14 protein-coding genes are annotated in these 16,593 nt (G+C 52.1%); 8 read left to right on the forward strand and 6 right to left on the reverse strand.

From position 1 onward, the window contains the following. Positions 1 to 10: 10 nt before the first annotated feature. From gyrB to dnaA, 5 genes are all read right to left on the reverse strand, one after another. Entirely contained in the window at positions 11 to 2,008 is a 1,998-nt protein-coding gene (gene gyrB / locus VJ369_RS18830; RefSeq protein WP_324093567.1) for a DNA topoisomerase (ATP-hydrolyzing) subunit B, read from the reverse strand. A 340-nt stretch (positions 2,009 to 2,348) separates the two neighbouring features. Further along, positions 2,349 to 2,876 (reverse strand): DUF721 domain-containing protein, encoded by a 528-nt coding sequence (locus tag VJ369_RS18835; RefSeq protein WP_324093529.1) that lies wholly within the window; start codon positions 2,874 to 2,876, stop codon positions 2,349 to 2,351. Beyond that, entirely contained in the window at positions 2,869 to 4,032 is a 1,164-nt protein-coding gene (gene recF / locus VJ369_RS18840; protein WP_324093530.1) for a DNA replication/repair protein RecF, read from the reverse strand. The genes VJ369_RS18835 and recF overlap by 8 nt, the downstream gene beginning before the upstream one ends. 59 nt (positions 4,033 to 4,091) lie before the next feature. Continuing rightward, positions 4,092 to 5,219 (reverse strand): DNA polymerase III subunit beta, encoded by a 1,128-nt coding sequence (gene dnaN, locus VJ369_RS18845; protein ID WP_324093531.1) that lies wholly within the window; start codon positions 5,217 to 5,219, stop codon positions 4,092 to 4,094. Positions 5,220 to 5,684: 465 nt separating this feature from the next. Further along, the gene (gene dnaA / locus VJ369_RS18850; protein WP_324093532.1) at positions 5,685 to 7,121 is read right to left on the reverse strand and encodes a chromosomal replication initiator protein DnaA; all 1,437 of its coding nucleotides are present in this window, start codon (positions 7,119 to 7,121) and stop codon (positions 5,685 to 5,687) included. A 513-nt stretch (positions 7,122 to 7,634) separates the two neighbouring features. Between dnaA and rpmH the strand changes: the two genes are divergently transcribed. The 8 genes from rpmH (at position 7,635) to VJ369_RS18890 (ending at position 13,190) form a co-directional block, all read left to right on the forward strand. Further along, positions 7,635 to 7,772, forward strand: a complete 138-nt coding sequence (gene rpmH, locus VJ369_RS18855; protein ID WP_096257183.1) for a 50S ribosomal protein L34 — start codon at positions 7,635 to 7,637, stop codon at positions 7,770 to 7,772. 64 nt (positions 7,773 to 7,836) lie between these two features. After that, positions 7,837 to 8,187 (forward strand): ribonuclease P protein component, encoded by a 351-nt coding sequence (rnpA, locus tag VJ369_RS18860; protein WP_105676428.1) that lies wholly within the window; start codon positions 7,837 to 7,839, stop codon positions 8,185 to 8,187. Beyond that, positions 8,187 to 8,564 (forward strand): membrane protein insertion efficiency factor YidD, encoded by a 378-nt coding sequence (gene yidD / locus VJ369_RS18865; RefSeq protein ID WP_105676430.1) that lies wholly within the window; start codon positions 8,187 to 8,189, stop codon positions 8,562 to 8,564. The genes rnpA and yidD overlap by 1 nt, the downstream gene beginning before the upstream one ends. Further along, positions 8,564 to 9,523: a membrane protein insertase YidC gene (yidC, locus tag VJ369_RS18870; RefSeq protein ID WP_324093533.1), complete on the forward strand. Its 960-nt coding sequence runs from the start codon at positions 8,564 to 8,566 to the stop codon at positions 9,521 to 9,523. Before yidD ends, yidC begins: the two co-directional genes overlap by 1 nt. Before the next feature lie 2 nt (positions 9,524 to 9,525). After that, positions 9,526 to 10,053, forward strand: coding sequence for a protein jag (locus tag VJ369_RS18875; RefSeq protein WP_324093534.1), 528 nt, complete (start codon positions 9,526 to 9,528; stop codon positions 10,051 to 10,053). 44 nt (positions 10,054 to 10,097) lie between these two features. Further along, the gene (gene rsmG / locus VJ369_RS18880; RefSeq protein ID WP_188683888.1) at positions 10,098 to 10,739 is read left to right on the forward strand and encodes a 16S rRNA (guanine(527)-N(7))-methyltransferase RsmG; all 642 of its coding nucleotides are present in this window, start codon (positions 10,098 to 10,100) and stop codon (positions 10,737 to 10,739) included. A gap of 176 nt (positions 10,740 to 10,915) precedes the next feature. Continuing rightward, complete coding sequence (locus tag VJ369_RS18885) at positions 10,916 to 11,845, forward strand: ParA family protein (protein WP_324093535.1); 930 nt, start codon at positions 10,916 to 10,918, stop codon at positions 11,843 to 11,845. Between the two features lie 181 nt (positions 11,846 to 12,026). After that, positions 12,027 to 13,190: a ParB/RepB/Spo0J family partition protein gene (locus tag VJ369_RS18890; protein ID WP_324093536.1), complete on the forward strand. Its 1,164-nt coding sequence runs from the start codon at positions 12,027 to 12,029 to the stop codon at positions 13,188 to 13,190. Between the two features lie 2,203 nt (positions 13,191 to 15,393). Here VJ369_RS18890 and VJ369_RS18895 read toward each other — a convergent pair. Continuing rightward, complete coding sequence (locus VJ369_RS18895) at positions 15,394 to 16,566, reverse strand: Mu transposase domain-containing protein (protein WP_324093537.1); 1,173 nt, start codon at positions 16,564 to 16,566, stop codon at positions 15,394 to 15,396. Between the last annotated feature and the right edge of the window lie 27 nt (positions 16,567 to 16,593).

A 16,593-nucleotide genomic window follows, 5' to 3' on the forward strand; every position in this document is an offset into this window, starting at 1 on the left:
GGTAGGCGCGTTAGATATCCAGGAAGCGCACGTCCTTGGCATTTTGCTGAATAAAGGTTCGGCGTGATTCGACGTCCTCACCCATCAGCACGGAGAAGACCTCATCGGCTGCGGCCGCGTCATCCATGGCCACCTGGCGCAGAATGCGGTGGGCCGGATCCATGGTGGTGTCCCACAGTTCCGAGTAGTCCATCTCGCCCAGACCCTTGTAGCGCTGGATGCCGTTTTCCTTAGGAATACGCTTGTTCGACGCGGCGCCCTTGACGAGCGCGTCGTCGCGTTCCTTGTCCGAGAAGACGTATTCGTGAGCGGCGTTGGACCACTTAATGCGGTACAGCGGTGGGCTTGCAAGATACACATAGCCCTGCTCGATCAGCGGACGCATGAAGCGGAAAATCAGCGTGAGCAGCAGCGTGGTGATGTGCTGGCCGTCCACGTCGGCGTCGGCCATCAACACGATCTTGTGATAGCGCAGCTTAGCCATGTCGAACTCTTCACCGATGCCGGTGCCGAAGGCGGTGATCATCGCCTGTACTTCGGCATTACCCAGCGCACGGTCCAAACGCGCACGTTCCACGTTCAGGATCTTTCCGCGCAGCGGCAGAATCGCCTGCGTGTGTGGGTCGCGTCCGCGCTTAGCCGAGCCGCCTGCAGAGTCACCCTCGACGATGAAAACCTCACACTCGGCAGGGTTCTTCGAGGAGCAGTCCGAAAGCTTGCCCGGCATGCCGAAGGATTCCATCGGCGACTTACGGCGCGCGTTGTCACGGGCCTTGCGGGCTGCCATACGGGCTTGGGAGGCAAGCATCGCCTTGCGGATAATGTCCTTAGCGACATTCGGGTTGCGCTCGAACCAGTCACCAAGTTCCTCGTTGACCACACCGTGCACGAAGCCACGGGCCATCGAATTACCCAGCTTGGTTTTAGTCTGGCCTTCAAACTGCGGTTCGGAGAGCTTGACCGAAAGAACTGCGGTCAGACCCTCGCGGACGTCATCACCGGAGAGGTTGTCATCCTTTTCGCGCAGGATCTTGTTATCGCGGGCATAGCGGTTGAGCAAGCCGGTCAAGGCAGCGCGGAAACCCTCTTCGTGGGTACCACCCTCGTGGGTGTTGATGGTGTTTGCGTAGGTGTGCACAGACTCGGAGTAGGCATTGGTCCACTGCATAGCAACTTCAACGCTGATACCGCGAGTGGTGTCCTCGGCCTCGAAGGCAATGACCTCGTCGTGCACCAATTCCACTTTTTTCGCGGAGTTCAGGTGCTTGACGTAATCGAGCAGTCCGTCCTTGTACAGGTAGTCGACCACGCGTGGTTTAACAACCTGGTTTTCGCGCTCGTCCTCGACTTCAGCCTCAACCTCTTCAACCACACGTTCATCGGTCAGACGGATGCGCAGGCCCTTGTTCAGGAAGGCCATCTGCTGGAAACGTGCACGGAGGGTTTCGAAATCAAATACCGTGGTTTCAAAGATACCGGCGTCCGGGTAGAACGTCTGGGTGGTGCCGGTTTCTTCGGTTTCTTCGCCACGTGTCAATGGGGAGGTAGTCATGCCGCCATTGCCGAAGGAGATCCGCCAGGCGTAACCCTTTTGCCGAACAATGGTGTCCACGCGGCTAGATAGCGCGTTAACTACCGAAATGCCTACGCCGTGCAGACCGCCGGAGACCGCGTACCCGCCGCCGCCGAACTTACCGCCAGCATGCAGGATCGTCATGACGACCTCTACCGCTGGCTTGCCCTCTGTAGGGTGCATATCTGTGGGGATGCCACGGCCGTTGTCCTGTACTCGAACAGCGCCATCATTCTGCAAGGTGACGTCGATAGTGTCGCAGTATCCGGCTAGAGCCTCATCGACGGAGTTATCAACAACTTCGTAGACCAGGTGGTGCAGGCCGCGCGGTCCGGTTGAACCGATATACATGCCCGGACGTTTGCGTACCGCTTCGAGTCCTTCGAGGACGGTAATGTCCTGGGCGCCATAGGTGTGTTCGACTTTTGAAGTCATCGATTCCGCGGGTACTTGGCTCTCGGCCGGCTCCTGCGGTGAAGCGTTTTCGGTAGACACTTGTGCTACGAACTCCTCGAATTTGGTGCGCGATTTCTTGCCGTCACTGCGTGCGGGACAACAAAAAACCATGGTCTGGTGCAACGTATGTGGGGGATACCCACGCGACGCGCACTCACTGCCTCTAATTCTACCGCGTTTAGCGAAATATATAGGGATCCTGAGCATCAAATCGGCCGTAGTAGGCACAGAATCATCACTTAGAGCGGTTACTGGCGGAGCAGTAAGGGGGGATCCAGCCAGCGGCTCCGTTAGAGCGCCATATGCCGTGCCAGCAATTCTATCCGTATGTATCTCGCGGGCCTCGTCCGGCAACCGAACGTAGACCGTGGCGCCATGAGGGTGCATTAGGGCCCAAAACCTTGATAACCGTGACGATTCCCGAACCTAATTCTGCATCAATTTTTTTCAAAATTTGATGGCTGAGTAGTCGTAATTGTGTAGCCCAGGAAGTTGAATCGCAGCGTACAACTACGACGGTGTCTTCAAAAGATTCGGGCTTGCAATGCGCTGCCACATCTTCGCCGACCAATTCTGTCCAGCGACCCAATACCGAGCCGACCGCAACTTGAGTATTCCAGCCACGAGATTTAGACATTCTCGATACGATCTCACCGATAGCATGTGGGTCGCGTGCGGATCCTTCAACGGGTTTACCCTGCGGCGCAGCAAATCCGCGACGCGTTGCCTGACGCTTTTTGACGCGCTCCATGCGGGCAGCGTCAATTCTAGTTTCACCACGCTCTTCGGCAATTTTGCGCATGCGATTGAGCAACGCCTTGGCCGAGTCGAGTTCTTCCTCAGACATCGCTGACCTGACCAGGGCTCACCATGAAAAAATGTCCTTTCAAGGCCTCGGGCACGTCGGCAGCCACCGCCGCGGTCACCAATACTTGTTCTGCACCGGCAACAATATGCGCCAATCGGTCCCGCCGGGTAGCGTCAAGTTCTGCAAAAACATCATCGAGGATCAAAATCGGGCCGGACCCAGTTCGCGGATCATCATCGCCAAAGACGCGGTAAGCAGCAAGGCGCAATGCAAGCGCAAAGGACCAGGTTTCTCCATGCGAAGCGTAGCCTTTTGCAGGAGTTGCCCCTAGTGTCAGGGTCAAATCATCGCGATGGGGACCAAATAGTGAAATTCCGCGATCTAGTTCCCGTGCCCGGTTTGCCTCGATGGCGCTCAGCAGCAAATCGCGAATTTCGTCTTGGTTCAACCCCTCAAGATTTTTCACCGGCAAAGAATTTTCGTCAATCTCACCTTCAAGCGATGAGCGATAAACCGCATCAGCATGTTTTTTACCATCGGCAAGATCTGCGTAGGCCGCTTCCATATAGGGTCGCAACAAGGCGAGTACCATCAATCGGCCACGAATGAGGCGGGCCCCGCAGGTGGCCAGTTGCATGTCCCATGCCTGCAAGGTGTTCTCTTGCGAAGAATTGAGTTTTGATTTGCCTCTGATCGATTTCAACAACGCATTTCGTTGTTTCACGATTCGCTCGTAGTCGTTTTTGGTGCCGGCTTCGATAGGCCTTAAGGAGATCAGCATTTCATCGAGGAAACGACGTCGATTAGATGGATCGCCTTTAATCAAGGACAGATCTTCGGGAGCGAAGAGTACCGTTCGCACGAGTCCAAGAATCTCTCGTGCGCGTACCGGATTAGCCCGGTTAATCCGCGCTCTGTTGATTTTGCCGCTGGTAATTTCCACTTCGAGGGAGGTGGACTGAGCGCCACGGTGTAACGTACCGCGGATTAGCGCGCGTTCGGAACCGAAATGAAGCAGCGGAGCATCGTTGCTGACCCGGTGCGAGGAGAGGTTCGCAAGATAACCGATGGCTTCAACGATGTTCGTTTTACCGACGCCGTTGGGTCCAACCAGTACGTTGATGCCCGGGGCTAGTTGCACGTCGGCCTGCACGTACGAGCGAAAGCTCGTGAGGGAAAGCTGCGAGATATACACCGAGAATCCTGAAAGCTACGAAGCGGTGGAACATTTAGCATTCCACCGCTAACTTGTGGCTAGTTCGAGTTTGGAAGTCGAACTGGCATAACGAGGTACCGGTATTGGTCCTGGTCGTCTTCATCAATCTTCTTCTGACCCGTGACCATTGCTGGTTTTGGAGCGCTAGTGAAGGAAAAACGAACAAAGTCAGTATTGAACGAGCTCAATCCTTCACTGAGGAAGGTTGGGTTGAATGCAACCGTAATGTCTTCTCCGCGCAATGAAGCAACAATTGATTCTTCGGCCTGGGCTTCCTCACCGGTGCCTGCGTCAAGGGTCAGCTGTCCGTCGGTGAACGCCATACGTACTGGCGTGTTTCGTTCAGCAACGACAGAAACGCGGCGTACCGCTTCAATTAGATCGCTAGAACGGACAGTAGCGTGAATTGGAGTGTTATCCGGGAACAACGAACGAATCTTTGGGTAATCGCCATTGATAAGCAACGAGGTTGTCCGACGGTTAGCGCTTTCGAAACCGATCATTTCCCCGGTAGGGCTGATTGCAAGCTTCAGGTCGCCAGCACTGGAAAGTGTTTTAGCTACTTCGTTTAAGGTTTTGGCCTTGACCAGGAAGGAAGTAGAAATTTCTGGCTGGTTTGGAGTCCAATTCAGTTCACGCATCGCTAAACGGTAGCGGTCCGTGGCAAGGAAAGTGATTAGGTCATTTTCAATTTCAACCTTGATACCAGTCAACACTGGCAGGGTGTCATCCTTCGACGCAGCAACAATGACCTGGGATACAGCTTCAGAGAAAGCCTGGCCATTGATGGTACCTGCAACTTCTGGAAGTGCTGGCAAGGAAGGGTATTCCTCAACTGGCATGGTCGCTAAGTGGAATCGTGAACGTCCGCAGGAGACGGTGATCTTTGTTCCATCAGTTTCGAGCGTCACCGTTGAATTTGGCAATGAACGTGTAATTTCCGCAAGCAGCTTGCCAGAAATTAAGACTTTGCCTTGTTCTGCAATATCGGCAGGGATTTCGATGTGGGATGAAATTTCGTAATCAAATCCCTCAAGGCGAACGATGCCTTCATGGGTAGTGATCAAAATGCCAGCAAGTACTGGAGATGGTGGACGCTGCGCTAGAGACCTTGCGGTCCAAGAAACGGCATCTGCCAATACATCCTTTTCAACGCTGAACTTCACGAAAAATCCGCCTTTCGGAACCCATAAGTCTTAAGTGAGGCCAAGAAGGTTGTTTCCCGCCAAGTTCTTAAGCATAGAGCAGGTAGCTACACGATATCTCCACTTAATCTTGCCACGGCTTCATGGAATAGCCCTCATAGAACTTTCCAAGTGTGTGTAACCACGAGCTTATGAACAAAAAGCAGTTCAATACCGGCGTTGGGGGAGAGGTCTCGTTATTTGGATGAATAAGTGTTTAAAGGAAGTAGTGTTAATAACCCCTGTGGATACTGTGGATAAGCCCCCCGAGCCCATAATTTGAACCAATTGTGCATGTGAACAAACTGTGACTGGCAGTGACACTGAGTTCCATGGTCCTGTTGATACTCAGTGCCACGCTTTTCGGAGTCCACACGCAAGGTGCTAGTTATGCGCAGGTTGTCATCATGTAATCCACAGTCTTATCCACAGCTGTGATTTACCGGTTTAATGCTCGCGTTGACTCTGTTTAATCCGGTTTGTCAGTTCTGTCACTTGGTTGAAGATTGCGCGCCGCTCGGCCATCAACTCACGAATCTTGCGATCAGCATGAATAACTGTGGTGTGGTCTCGCCCGCCAAGTTCTGCGCCGATCTTCGGCAATGACATATCAGTCAGCTCACGCAGCAGATACATCGCGATCTGACGTGCTGTCACCAGGGTCCGAGTGCGAGATTTACTGTTGAGCTCATCAATAGACAGCCCAAAGTACTCGGCGGTTTGTTTGATGATGGTTGAAGGAGTGATTTCCTGAGCACCGTCAGCACTGATCAAATCCTTGAGTACGGTTTCTGCCAGAGCCAGATCAACGTGTTGGTTGTTCAATGAAGCAAAAGCGGTCACTCGTATGAGTGCACCCTCAAGTTCACGGATATTCGTAGAGATTCGAGAGGCGATATATTCCATGACATCACCTGGAGCCGAAAGATTCTCGGCGTCAGCTTTCTTGCGCAGGATCGCAATACGGGTTTCCAATTCAGGGGGCTGAATGTCGGTGAGCAAACCCCACTCGAAGCGCGAACGCATGCGATCTTCAAATCCTTGCAGCTGTTTAGGCGGCAAGTCAGAGGTAATCACGACCTGCTTGTTGTGATTGTGCAACGCATTGAAGGTGTGGAAGAACTCTTCCTGAGTTGCATCTTTATTGGCCAAAAACTGAATATCGTCGATGAGCAAAATATCGACATTACGATAGGTCTGCTTGAAGCTGGCACCCTCGTCATCACGGATTGAGTTGATGAAGTCATTAGTGAACTCTTCGGAGTTCACATAACGTACTCGGATCCCCTTATAGAGATGACGCGCGTAATGCCCGATGGCGTGAAGCAGGTGAGTTTTACCTAGCCCGGAATCGCCGTAGATAAATAGCGGGTTGTAGGCTTTGGCCGGTGCTTCGGCGACAGCAACCGCGGCCGCGTGAGCGAATCGGTTCGATGACCCAATGACAAAAGTGTCAAAAATGTATTTTGGATTGAGCCGGCCAAACTCTTGGGAGTTTGATGGGGGCGTCGGTTGTGGAGCAGGCTGCGGTCGCGGTCCGGGGGTTTCTGGAACTGGAGCTGGCACCGGAGCTGGAGAAGTCTTTTGTTCGGATGGCTGTTCAACATCCTCAGCCAAAGAAAGATCGACACTGACGGCGCAGCGGATATCGTCTTGGAAGACCTCACGCAACGCCTGATCGAGAGGTTCGCGTAGCTGAGTTTGCAAGATATCGCGGGTGAGGTCGTTAGGTACGGCAACAAGCAGGGTACTGCCAATGAGTCCCTGGGGTTTAGCAAGGGACACGAATGGCCGATGACGGGCTTTGACTCGATCATCATCTTCGATCTTACGAATGACCTGACGCCAGGAGCTCCCAATACTATTGGTCTCGTCGCTGCTCACTAAGGGCGCCCCACTTCCATCATTTAATGCAATGTTGATCACATAAAGCCCGGTTTTAGGCCTCATTTTCGCCGTTTTGGCGAGGTTATCTCCACTGATTCTAACCACTATCCACATGGTTATGCACAGTCAGGTGGAAAAAGTTAGCTGTTTACCTGTGGAAAACGCCTTTCCCCTTGAGATATACCGTTTTCATGGGCGCAGTGACATGGATTTCCATCCCAGATTGTGAGTTGTCTTTCGTTAAATGATGAAGTAATCCACAACTTTGGGGTAGATTATTCACAGGTAAGGCTCTGATATGCACAGAGGTCCTTGAAAATCGCGCCAATTTGACCTATGGCGGAATTTTTCCTATCGTTATTCAGTCCTATGTGTACGTTTTGTGACCTGCTCAGTTTTTAGAAGAGCCCGCAAAATTACACATTTTTTAAAGAACGAGCGTCAGCCTGTTGTTATCCAGCTAGCTAGTAGCGGGTCCGGCGCATCACTTAAATTTCTTGGAGTGTCACCGTGAGCAAGCGGACTTTTCAGCCTAATAACCGTCGTCGTGCCAAGAAGCACGGTTTCCGTCTTCGTATGCGTACCCGTGCAGGTCGCGCAATCTTGTCCGCACGTCGCGGCAAGAGCCGTACCGAGCTTTCCGCATAAATTTGCGAAACAGCTTTTGGCTGCGTAGTTCTGGCGGAATCTACTAGATCTGGCTAGAACAAAAATGTTGCCAAAGAATCAGCGATTGCGCTTAGCGCAAGACCTTACAGTCACTGTACGTTCCGGCGCCCGAAGCGGACGCCGGAACGTCGTGCTATATGCACGTCCTCGTCCCGAAGGGGCCGCGGGGGACAGGTTTGGATTTATTGTCTCCAAGGCAGTGGGAATTGCAGTTAAACGAAATCTGACTAAACGCCGTATGCGCGAAGTTGCCCACGAGCTCAGGCGCGTGGATGGGAACCTGGACATCGTTGTTCGTGCTTTACCCGGAGCTGCAGAGCTCACTTGGGACGAACTGCGGACCCAGGTTACTGCCGCCTTTGCATCTGTACAGCGTAAAGCAGAGGTTCGCTGATGCGTAAGGACTTAACTCCGCGTACCGGGGTGCTTTGGTTCATCATTGATATTCCGCGCAACCTGCTTATTGGATTCCTTAAGACCTACCGCAAAATCATCTCGCCGATTTACGGCGATGTATGCCGATACTTTCCTAGCTGTTCTGCCTATGGGCTCGAAGCGGTGACTCAACACGGCGCTATCAAAGGCATCGTCTTGACCGCTTGGCGGGTTCTGAGGTGCAATCCATTTTCCCACGGCGGTGTAGACCAAGTGCCTGAAGGACCAAGGATTTGGCCTGAAGGTAAACTGCCGAGGATCATAGTTCTGAATCATCCTGTGATTCCCGACGATGAAGACGCCGCGGATAGCGGCCACAAGGAGCTTGACCGCTAATGAACTTTCTAGACACGATATTGACTCCGTTCACGTATGCCGTGTCGTGGGTCCTGTGGGCCTTCCACGAACTGTTCACAGTCCTTGGTATGGATGAAGGCTCGGGTGTGACCTGGACCTTGTCCATCATCTTCCTTGTGCTGCTTATTCGTACCTTGTTGATCCCGGTCTTCGTCAAGCAGATCAAGAGTCAGCGTGCGATGCAGGCACTGCAGCCTGACCTTCGTAAGCTCCAGGCAAAGTACAAGGGCAAGACCGACCAAATGTCGCGTCAGGCCATGGTGCAAGAGCAGCAGGCGCTGTTCAAAAAGCACAAGACCAACCCACTTTCTTCGTGCTTGCCACTGCTCGTGCAGATGCCATTCTTCTTTGCACTGTTCCGCGTGCTCAACGAAGCATCCCGTGCCAGCGATGACGGCCGTTCAATCGGCGCCCTGTCCGCTGATCACATCCGCAGCTTCGATCAGTCCTCGATTCTCGGAGCACCACTGTCTGAGACGTTCTTGGGCACTATTAACTCCGGCGCCATCAACTGGGCCGTAATCGTTGTTGCTGTCATCATGATCCTTGCAATGACCGCCTCGCAGTTCTTCACCCAGCGTCAGCTGATGACGAAGAACATGAGCGCAGAAGCTCTCCAGGGCCCATTCATGCAGCAGCAGAAGATGATGCTCTACATCCTGCCTTTGGTCTTCGGTATCGGTGGCATCAACTTCCCAATCGGTGTGCTGATCTACTGGACCGCATCGAACTTGTGGACCCTGGGACAGCAGTTCTGGGTTATTCGCAACAACCCAACCCCGGGCTCTCAGGCAGAACGCGAACTAAACGCTCGCCGCGCAGAGAAGGGTCTGCCTCCTGTGGGGCAGAAGAAGGTCGACGAATCCGAGACCCCAGCCATTGAAGAGCCTAAAGGCCAGCGTGAGCAGCCTAAGCGCAAGAACCGCAAGAAGAGGTAGTCATGACTGCAACTGAAAATCCTGAAGCAACAGAGCTCGAGGATCAGCATGAGCAAGCAGACGAGGTAATTGACGAAGGCGATGTTGCCGCGGATTACCTCGAAGAACTGCTCGATATTGCCGATCTTGATGGCGACATTGACATTGAAATTCGTGGTGGACGTACCTACATTTCGATCGTTGCCGAAGAAGCAACCACTGACCTCAACAGCCTGGTTGGCAAGGACGGTGAAGTCCTCGATGCACTTCAGGAACTTACCCGTTTGGCCGTACTGACCGCTACAGGAGAACGCTCACGGCTTGTTTTGGACATAGCTGGCTACCGCGCCAACCGTGCCGAGGAATTGCAGGAAATTGCTGTACAGGCCATCGAGCAAGCGCGCAAAAGTGGAGAAGCTGTTCATCTTGAACCGATGAGCGCATACGAGCGCAAGCTTGTTCACGATGTGATTGCCGATGCTGGGTTGCACTCGGAATCCGAGGGCGAGTCAGCTCGCCGCCACATCGTCGTCTCGACGCTAGCTAACTAAGTACATCGCTATTCGCGGTTTCGAACGTTCTAAGGACCAATGCAATGACTGAGGACCTCAGCCTGACAGCTGCGGAGACCGTAGCCGCCGAGAAGATTTTCGGCGACCGACTGGATCTTGCCAAGCGTTATGTAACGCACCTAGCGACCTCCGGAATTGAACGTGGCTTACTTGGCCCACGTGAAGTTCCACGCCTTTGGTCACGCCACGTATTGAACTGCGCGATCATCGAATCGCTTATGGAGCAGGACGCTGAAGTGGCCGACGTAGGCAGCGGAGCAGGGCTTCCCGGGCTTTGTCTTGCCATCGCACGTCCAGACTTGAAGCTAACTCTGATCGAGCCGCTAGAGCGTCGCTGCATCTGGCTGACAGAGGTCATTGATGATCTGGGGCTAGATAACGTTACCGTGATGCGTGGGCGCGCGGAACAGATGGTCGAGACGATCAACGCTCGATACGTTACTGCTCGTGCTGTATCTGCCCTGAGTAACTTGGCGGGCTTGACCATTCCGCTACTGCATGGCAAGGGTGACTTGATCGCGATCAAGGGCCGTTCGGCTGCAGAAGAAATCGACAAGGCCCAAAAAGTTATTCGTAAGCTCGGTGGCACCAAAACCGAAGTCTTGACTGTGGGTGAAGACATCCTTGAAGAAGTCACCACGGTGGTTCGAATCAAGGTTGGCTAAGGCTTAGGCGTTAGTCTTTAAGTAGCTTTCGATGCGGCATGACGCAAAATTCTGGAGCCTGTTGAGATCTAAATTGAATACACGCTAAGACGTTTGTTTTCGAATGTTTCACGTGAAACACGGTCAAAATATTCGTGAGAATTGCACGCATCAAATTACGAGGAGGAGTTTCACCTTTGTCCAAGGCTAAAGGTTCGTCGAGTAACGTTTTTGACTTCAATGACTCTTCTTCACCACTTGCCAGTCAATTGGCTAGCGAGCACCGCCGACGCGAAGCAATTTCTGAGCGTAAGGTCCCCACTCCTCCGAAGACTCGTTACTTCACGATTTCGAATCAAAAGGGTGGTGTCGGTAAAACGACGACTACGGTCAACTTGGCAGCTGCGCTGGCAAAGAGCGGTTTGAACGTTCTTGTGATCGACATTGATCCACAGGGAAATGCGTCAACTGCGCTCGGCATCGAGCATCATTCGGAAGTGGATAGCATCTACGATGTTCTAATCAATGATCTTCCGTTGGCTGACGTCATTGCGACGTGCCCCGAACTACCTTTATTGCAAGTTGCACCTGCAACTATTCACCTGGCTGGCGCTGAGATTGAGTTGGTTTCTCTGGTTGCCCGTGAACAGCGGTTGCAGCGAGCATTGGACGACTACGCGCGAACCCGGCAGCGTGAGGGACTCCCTCGGTTAGATTATGTTTTCATTGACTGTCCACCGAGCCTTGGTCTGTTGACGGTTAATGCGTTTGTTGCTGCCAGAGAGGTTCTGATTCCGATCCAGTGCGAATACTACGCATTGGAAGGTCTTAGCCAGTTGCTGAAGAACATTGAGATGATTCAGAAACACTTGAATTCAAAGTTGACTGTGTCAACGATTCTGCTGACTATGTATGACGGACGAACGAACCTTGCAGCTCAAGTTGCTAACGAAGTCCGAGAACATTTTCCTGAGCAAGTTCTAGGGGCCGTCATTCCACGCTCCGTGCGTATCTCTGAAGCACCTAGTTACCAACAAACGGTTATTACTTACGATCCAAGCTCTACGGGTGCTCTGTCTTACATGGAAGCAGCCATAGAGATTGCCGAAAGAGCCGTTAAAGTCTAACCGGAAGCCTTTGAGCCAACTTAAGCGGGAAATAACCCGCTTATTGTTGTTTAACAACTAAATTTTCAATTTTTGGTCTTCGGAACTTCTAGCAATTAAGGCAAGCAACATCCCGCTTGTTTGTCGAGTAAACAGTAGACTAGTCGTGGCTGAGTATTTGGATGAGAAGGAGTGCCGGCAAATGGCTGAGAAAAAGCGTGGCTTAGGCAGGGGACTAGGTGCACTGATTTCCAGTTCGCCAACAGGCGCTGTACCTGAGACTGTTGAGGATGTTTCACGTGAAACATCCTCTCCTGAACCGCAAACAAGCAAGACCAAATCTGCACGACCTGTGGATATGTTCTTTGAACCGGGACGAAAATCGTCGTCTTCTGCAGCTAAAGTTACCCCTGCAAAAAATAGTAAAAAGACTCGTGCGGCGATGCCAGGTTTAACTTCGTCTGTGGCTCCAAGAGAAACGGAACCAGCAGTCGTGACGAAGGCGACTACTCCTAATATTGAGGAATCTTGCTCAGGTCTAGTTGAGGTCCCTGGTGCAAGTTTTGCAGAGCTCAATGTTAACGACATTCATCCAAATCGTAAGCAGCCAAGAACTAACTTCGATCAGGAACAATTGGATGAACTCATCCATTCGATCCGTGAAATTGGATTGCTTCAGCCGATCGTTGTTCGTCCTTCGCGAGAAGAGAATGAGGCTCCGTACGAACTGGTTATGGGTGAGCGTCGTTGGCGCGCTACTCAAGCCGCCGGCTTGTCTACGATTCCAGCCATTATCCGCGACACTCAAGATAACGATCTTTTACGTGACGCACTGTTGGAGAACCTGCATCGCTCGGAACTTAACCCGCTAGAAGAAGCGGCTGCGTACCAGCAGTTACTCGAAGAGTTTAACTGCACACAAGAGGTTTTATCTGACCGAATCGGTCGTTCGCGGTCTCAGATTTCGAACACCATTCGGCTCATGAAGCTACCAGCTTTGGTTCAACGACGAGTTGCGGCGGGAGTGCTCTCCGCGGGTCACGCAAGAGCCTTGCTCGGCCTGTCCAATGGGGAAGCCATCGAACAGCTAGCTCAACGCATCGTCAATGAAGGCCTTTCGGTTCGTGCTACAGAGGAAGCTGTAGCACTTAGTGGGGACAAGCCGGTCAAGAAGAACGTCAAACCGCGAGAGACCCAGCGGAACGAACGGCTAGATTTCCTAGCTACTTCTCTAGCTGATCGACTGGACACCAGTGTGAAGATCCAGTTGGGCTCACGAAAAGGTAAAGTCAGCATTGAATTTGCCTCGGTTGAAGACCTCAATCGAATCATGGAAGTTCTAGATCCGGACCTTAAAAAATCTTAGGGTTCAACTAATAATGATGGTCATGTTTCATGTGAAACATGACCATCATTATTTAATGAGGACCTAGACATAAGCAGAGATGGCTGGAGTAAGTTCGAGACGGCACCAATAGCTCGCGAGATTACTAGAGGTCATAACGCACAGGAAAGCTCGTAGAAATGCCTCTAGAAGGACGCTGAGACCTTTCTAAGCTACGGAAGGCCTTTCACCTTCTCTGGCGGCCTGTAGGTCCGCTGTAGCGCGATATGGCAGCACTAATCCTTAATGTATGGGTCATGGAGGACTATAACTTGCGCGGTTTATCCGATGAGACCGCCTCTGGTAGCGCCTACTGACAGATTTACCGCTTCAGGGCTTTTCACTGAATATTCGAAGGTTTCAGAGCCACCCAATATTCTCGTTCAGAGCCAGGGACCATCTGTCCTTTCAGCCGGCGGCCCTGAATATGCATTTCACCTTGGTGATAATCCACCAGTCCTTTTTCGGAAGTCGCGCACTCAGCACGCAAACTGTTCCCAATCGGTATCTATTCAGGGCGCGTTGTGGTCGATTATGTCCATGCATATGTCGGCCATTGCAGGTGTCCCGTGTTTTCCAGTGCGTCTTTTCGGCTGGACTGCTGGCCGAGGCTTCAGGTTCGCGTTGGCTTTGACCTTTTCCTCTAGCACTTTGTTTCACAGCTCAGTTACCCCCGTACGGCCCTCGACGGCTTGCTTGATGGTGTCTGTGAACTCTGAACAGATTCTTCATTGAAGACTTGGAGATATTCTCAACTCGCTGAATAGGGTTGGAGCGTCCCGCAGAGGGCGAAGAGCAATGAGAGCTGCGCGTTCGTCCCGGTGAAGACGTCTCGCTTTGTCGTCATTTGAGTTCTGGCGTGCTGTGGGGAGTTCATACAAAGTGGCGCTGAACGAGAATATTGGGTGGCTCTCGGAGGCAATAACATCGTTTTTGTCCGATGGCTCTGAACCAAAACCTAAGTGGCTCCCGAAGAGTCACATATTCAAATTGTCAGAGCCCTTGATCATCGTAATGTAACAACCCGCACAATCGGAGTAGCTAACCCGCTCGTGGCAGTGACGATATAAGTGACGGGTACGCTCCATATCGCTGTGAACCAGATCTGCTACGGAACCTTCAGCGGACTAAACTCGTGAACATTCGGAGCAGGCGTTCTTACTTCTGAAGCGCTACCCCGGCAGAGTCCTGCCTAGAGCTACCGAACATCATATACGGGAGAACCGAAGGCTATAACTGTGAATATTGGGTGGCGTTCAATGCCGTACCAGGTGACTCTGAATCCTCAGACTAATCACCACTAAGGCGGTGCAGTCTTAGCTCCATCTTCGTTCTCGCGATCAAGTAGTTGAGGGATGATTCCAAAGCGAAGGGGAACGATCCCCACTGAGGATATGTTGAGCAAAGAACCACTGTGGATTTGATCGTTTGTATTCTCCATTTGCTCGCAACTGTTCAACCCGCACCGAGGATCAACAGGCAAGAGTACAGGAGGCAGGTTCACTGGGGGAGGAGAGTCATTCACATAAAAAATCACTGGGGGCTAGTTAGAGCGCCATCCGTAGGGTTCCTGTCATTCACGTAGTCATATACCGACTGTGCTGCTCTCTGTTTCACGTGAAACATATTTTCGACGTGGTGTCAGTCCTTTTGTGGGTGGCGGGAAATCTGTCCAATTGTGGAGCAGAACAGTTCTACACAGAACGTGAAATAGCCAGCACGAAAGCTCGGAGAATTTACTAAGTATTATGCAAGATCTTGCCTGGCCTGTAGAGGTGTAAGGGTGTATCGGTACTTGGCAGCAATATCCTTAGTTGATGTTCATTGAGGAACAGGTTGACGTACTGAATTACTTATAGTTGGTGGGATCCCTTCAAAATCAAACAATTTTGACCGGTGATATTAGAAACTGATTGACCTTCATGCAGACGGGGTTAACATAACCATGTCCATTCTTACTTACCATCCCGCGACGAATAACGTCTTGAAAGCCCTGAATGAATTTTCGACTCTTTGGGAGCCCGCAATATTGTGGTTCAGAGCCACCGGCCAGAAGCGACGTTTTTGACTCTGAGAGCCACTCAGTGCTCTCGTTCAGCGCCAAGTAATATGAACTCCTCCCAGCACCGCAGAACTCACGTGACGAAAGAAGCGAGATGCTTTTACCGGGACGAACGAGCTGCTCTCATTGTTCTTCACCCTCTGCGGGGCGCGCCAACCCTATCCAGCGAGGTGAGAATATCTCCAAGTCTTCAATGATGAGAAAGTGTAGAGTCCGGCGTTCACAGTCAAAAGCAAACCGTGGATCGTTGTACGGGGTATCTGAGCTGGCAACCAATATGCTAGACGAACAGGTCAAAACAAACACGGACCTGAAGCCTCGGCCGGCAGTCCGGCCGAAAAGATGCACTGGAAAACACGGGACACCTGCAATGGCCGACACATGCATAGAAATAATAATCGTCCATAACGTGTCCTGGATAGTCACCGTTGGGAATACTATGCGTGCTGAGTGCGTAACTTCCAAAAGGAAGAGCGGATTATCACCAAGGTGAAATGCATGTCCAGGGTCGCCAGCTGAAAGGACAGGTGACCCATGGCTCTGAACGAGAGTACTGGGTGGCTCTGAATCGGAATAGTGGTGGCCTTGTAACCACCGAATATTCAAGGCCGCCACAGGATCCTGTAACCCACCAGCAAAAGCCGTGCGCCGGAACTTGTTAGACGCAGAACGCAAAGTTGAGGCAACCTGAACATGCTCTGGATCGGTAATGACTTGATGCTTAGCCCAGCATCGTGGATGATCAGCGACGATCTGCTGGTCGCAAACACCAATCACACGGTCAAACGTGAGCGTGAAATCAACAAGACGCCCAATCATCGATGGATGCACGGAATAATCGTTGCGATCCAAACGCACGGAGTAATCCCTGCTGATCCGCACCCGATGTGCGAAGCCGGTCGCCTGCAATTCCACCGGTAGCCTGTCTATTGGCCGGCCCTGGATCGAACGGACCGTGCGGTAGTTTGCCCGGGGTAACCACTGCGTTAACTGGTCATTGCAATCCGCGGGCGAGGTGAACTTATGCCCTGGCAGGAACGACGTTTCTAGATACTGGTCATTACGTTCGGTCTGCCCTTTAAACTCGGGATCCCGCGGTGGCGCCAAAACGATCCTGGTGGCCAACGTACCTGTGAACGCAGCAGCTAGTTCGGTGACTTTGCCCTTGCCTCCGATCGTCGATTCACGATCCGAGATCAACGTCTTGGGAACCGCGCCAACATCGTTGATGAGCTGCCACATCCCTGCGGTGAGATCCGATCCTTGCCGGGTTGGAATCATCAGCGCTTTGAGCACCCTCGAATACGACAACTTCATAACTAG

Source organism: Glutamicibacter sp. (assembly GCF_035257265.1).
GTDB lineage: Bacteria > Actinomycetota > Actinomycetes > Actinomycetales > Micrococcaceae > Glutamicibacter.

Excerpts from the sequence above, each read along its gene's own strand:
- gyrB (WP_324093567.1), bottom strand. The coding sequence starts at position 2,008 with ATGACTTCAAAAGTCGAACACACCTATGGCGCCCAGGACATTACCGTC.
- VJ369_RS18835 (WP_324093529.1), bottom strand. The coding sequence starts at position 2,876 with ATGTCTGAGGAAGAACTCGACTCGGCCAAGGCGTTGCTCAATCGCATG.
- rnpA (WP_105676428.1), top strand. The coding sequence starts at position 7,837 with ATGTTGCCAAAGAATCAGCGATTGCGCTTAGCGCAAGACCTTACAGTC.
- yidD (WP_105676430.1), top strand. The coding sequence starts at position 8,187 with ATGCGTAAGGACTTAACTCCGCGTACCGGGGTGCTTTGGTTCATCATT.
- yidC (WP_324093533.1), top strand. The coding sequence starts at position 8,564 with ATGAACTTTCTAGACACGATATTGACTCCGTTCACGTATGCCGTGTCG.
- VJ369_RS18875 (WP_324093534.1), top strand. The coding sequence starts at position 9,526 with ATGACTGCAACTGAAAATCCTGAAGCAACAGAGCTCGAGGATCAGCAT.
- rsmG (WP_188683888.1), top strand. The coding sequence starts at position 10,098 with ATGACTGAGGACCTCAGCCTGACAGCTGCGGAGACCGTAGCCGCCGAG.
- VJ369_RS18890 (WP_324093536.1), top strand. The coding sequence starts at position 12,027 with ATGGCTGAGAAAAAGCGTGGCTTAGGCAGGGGACTAGGTGCACTGATT.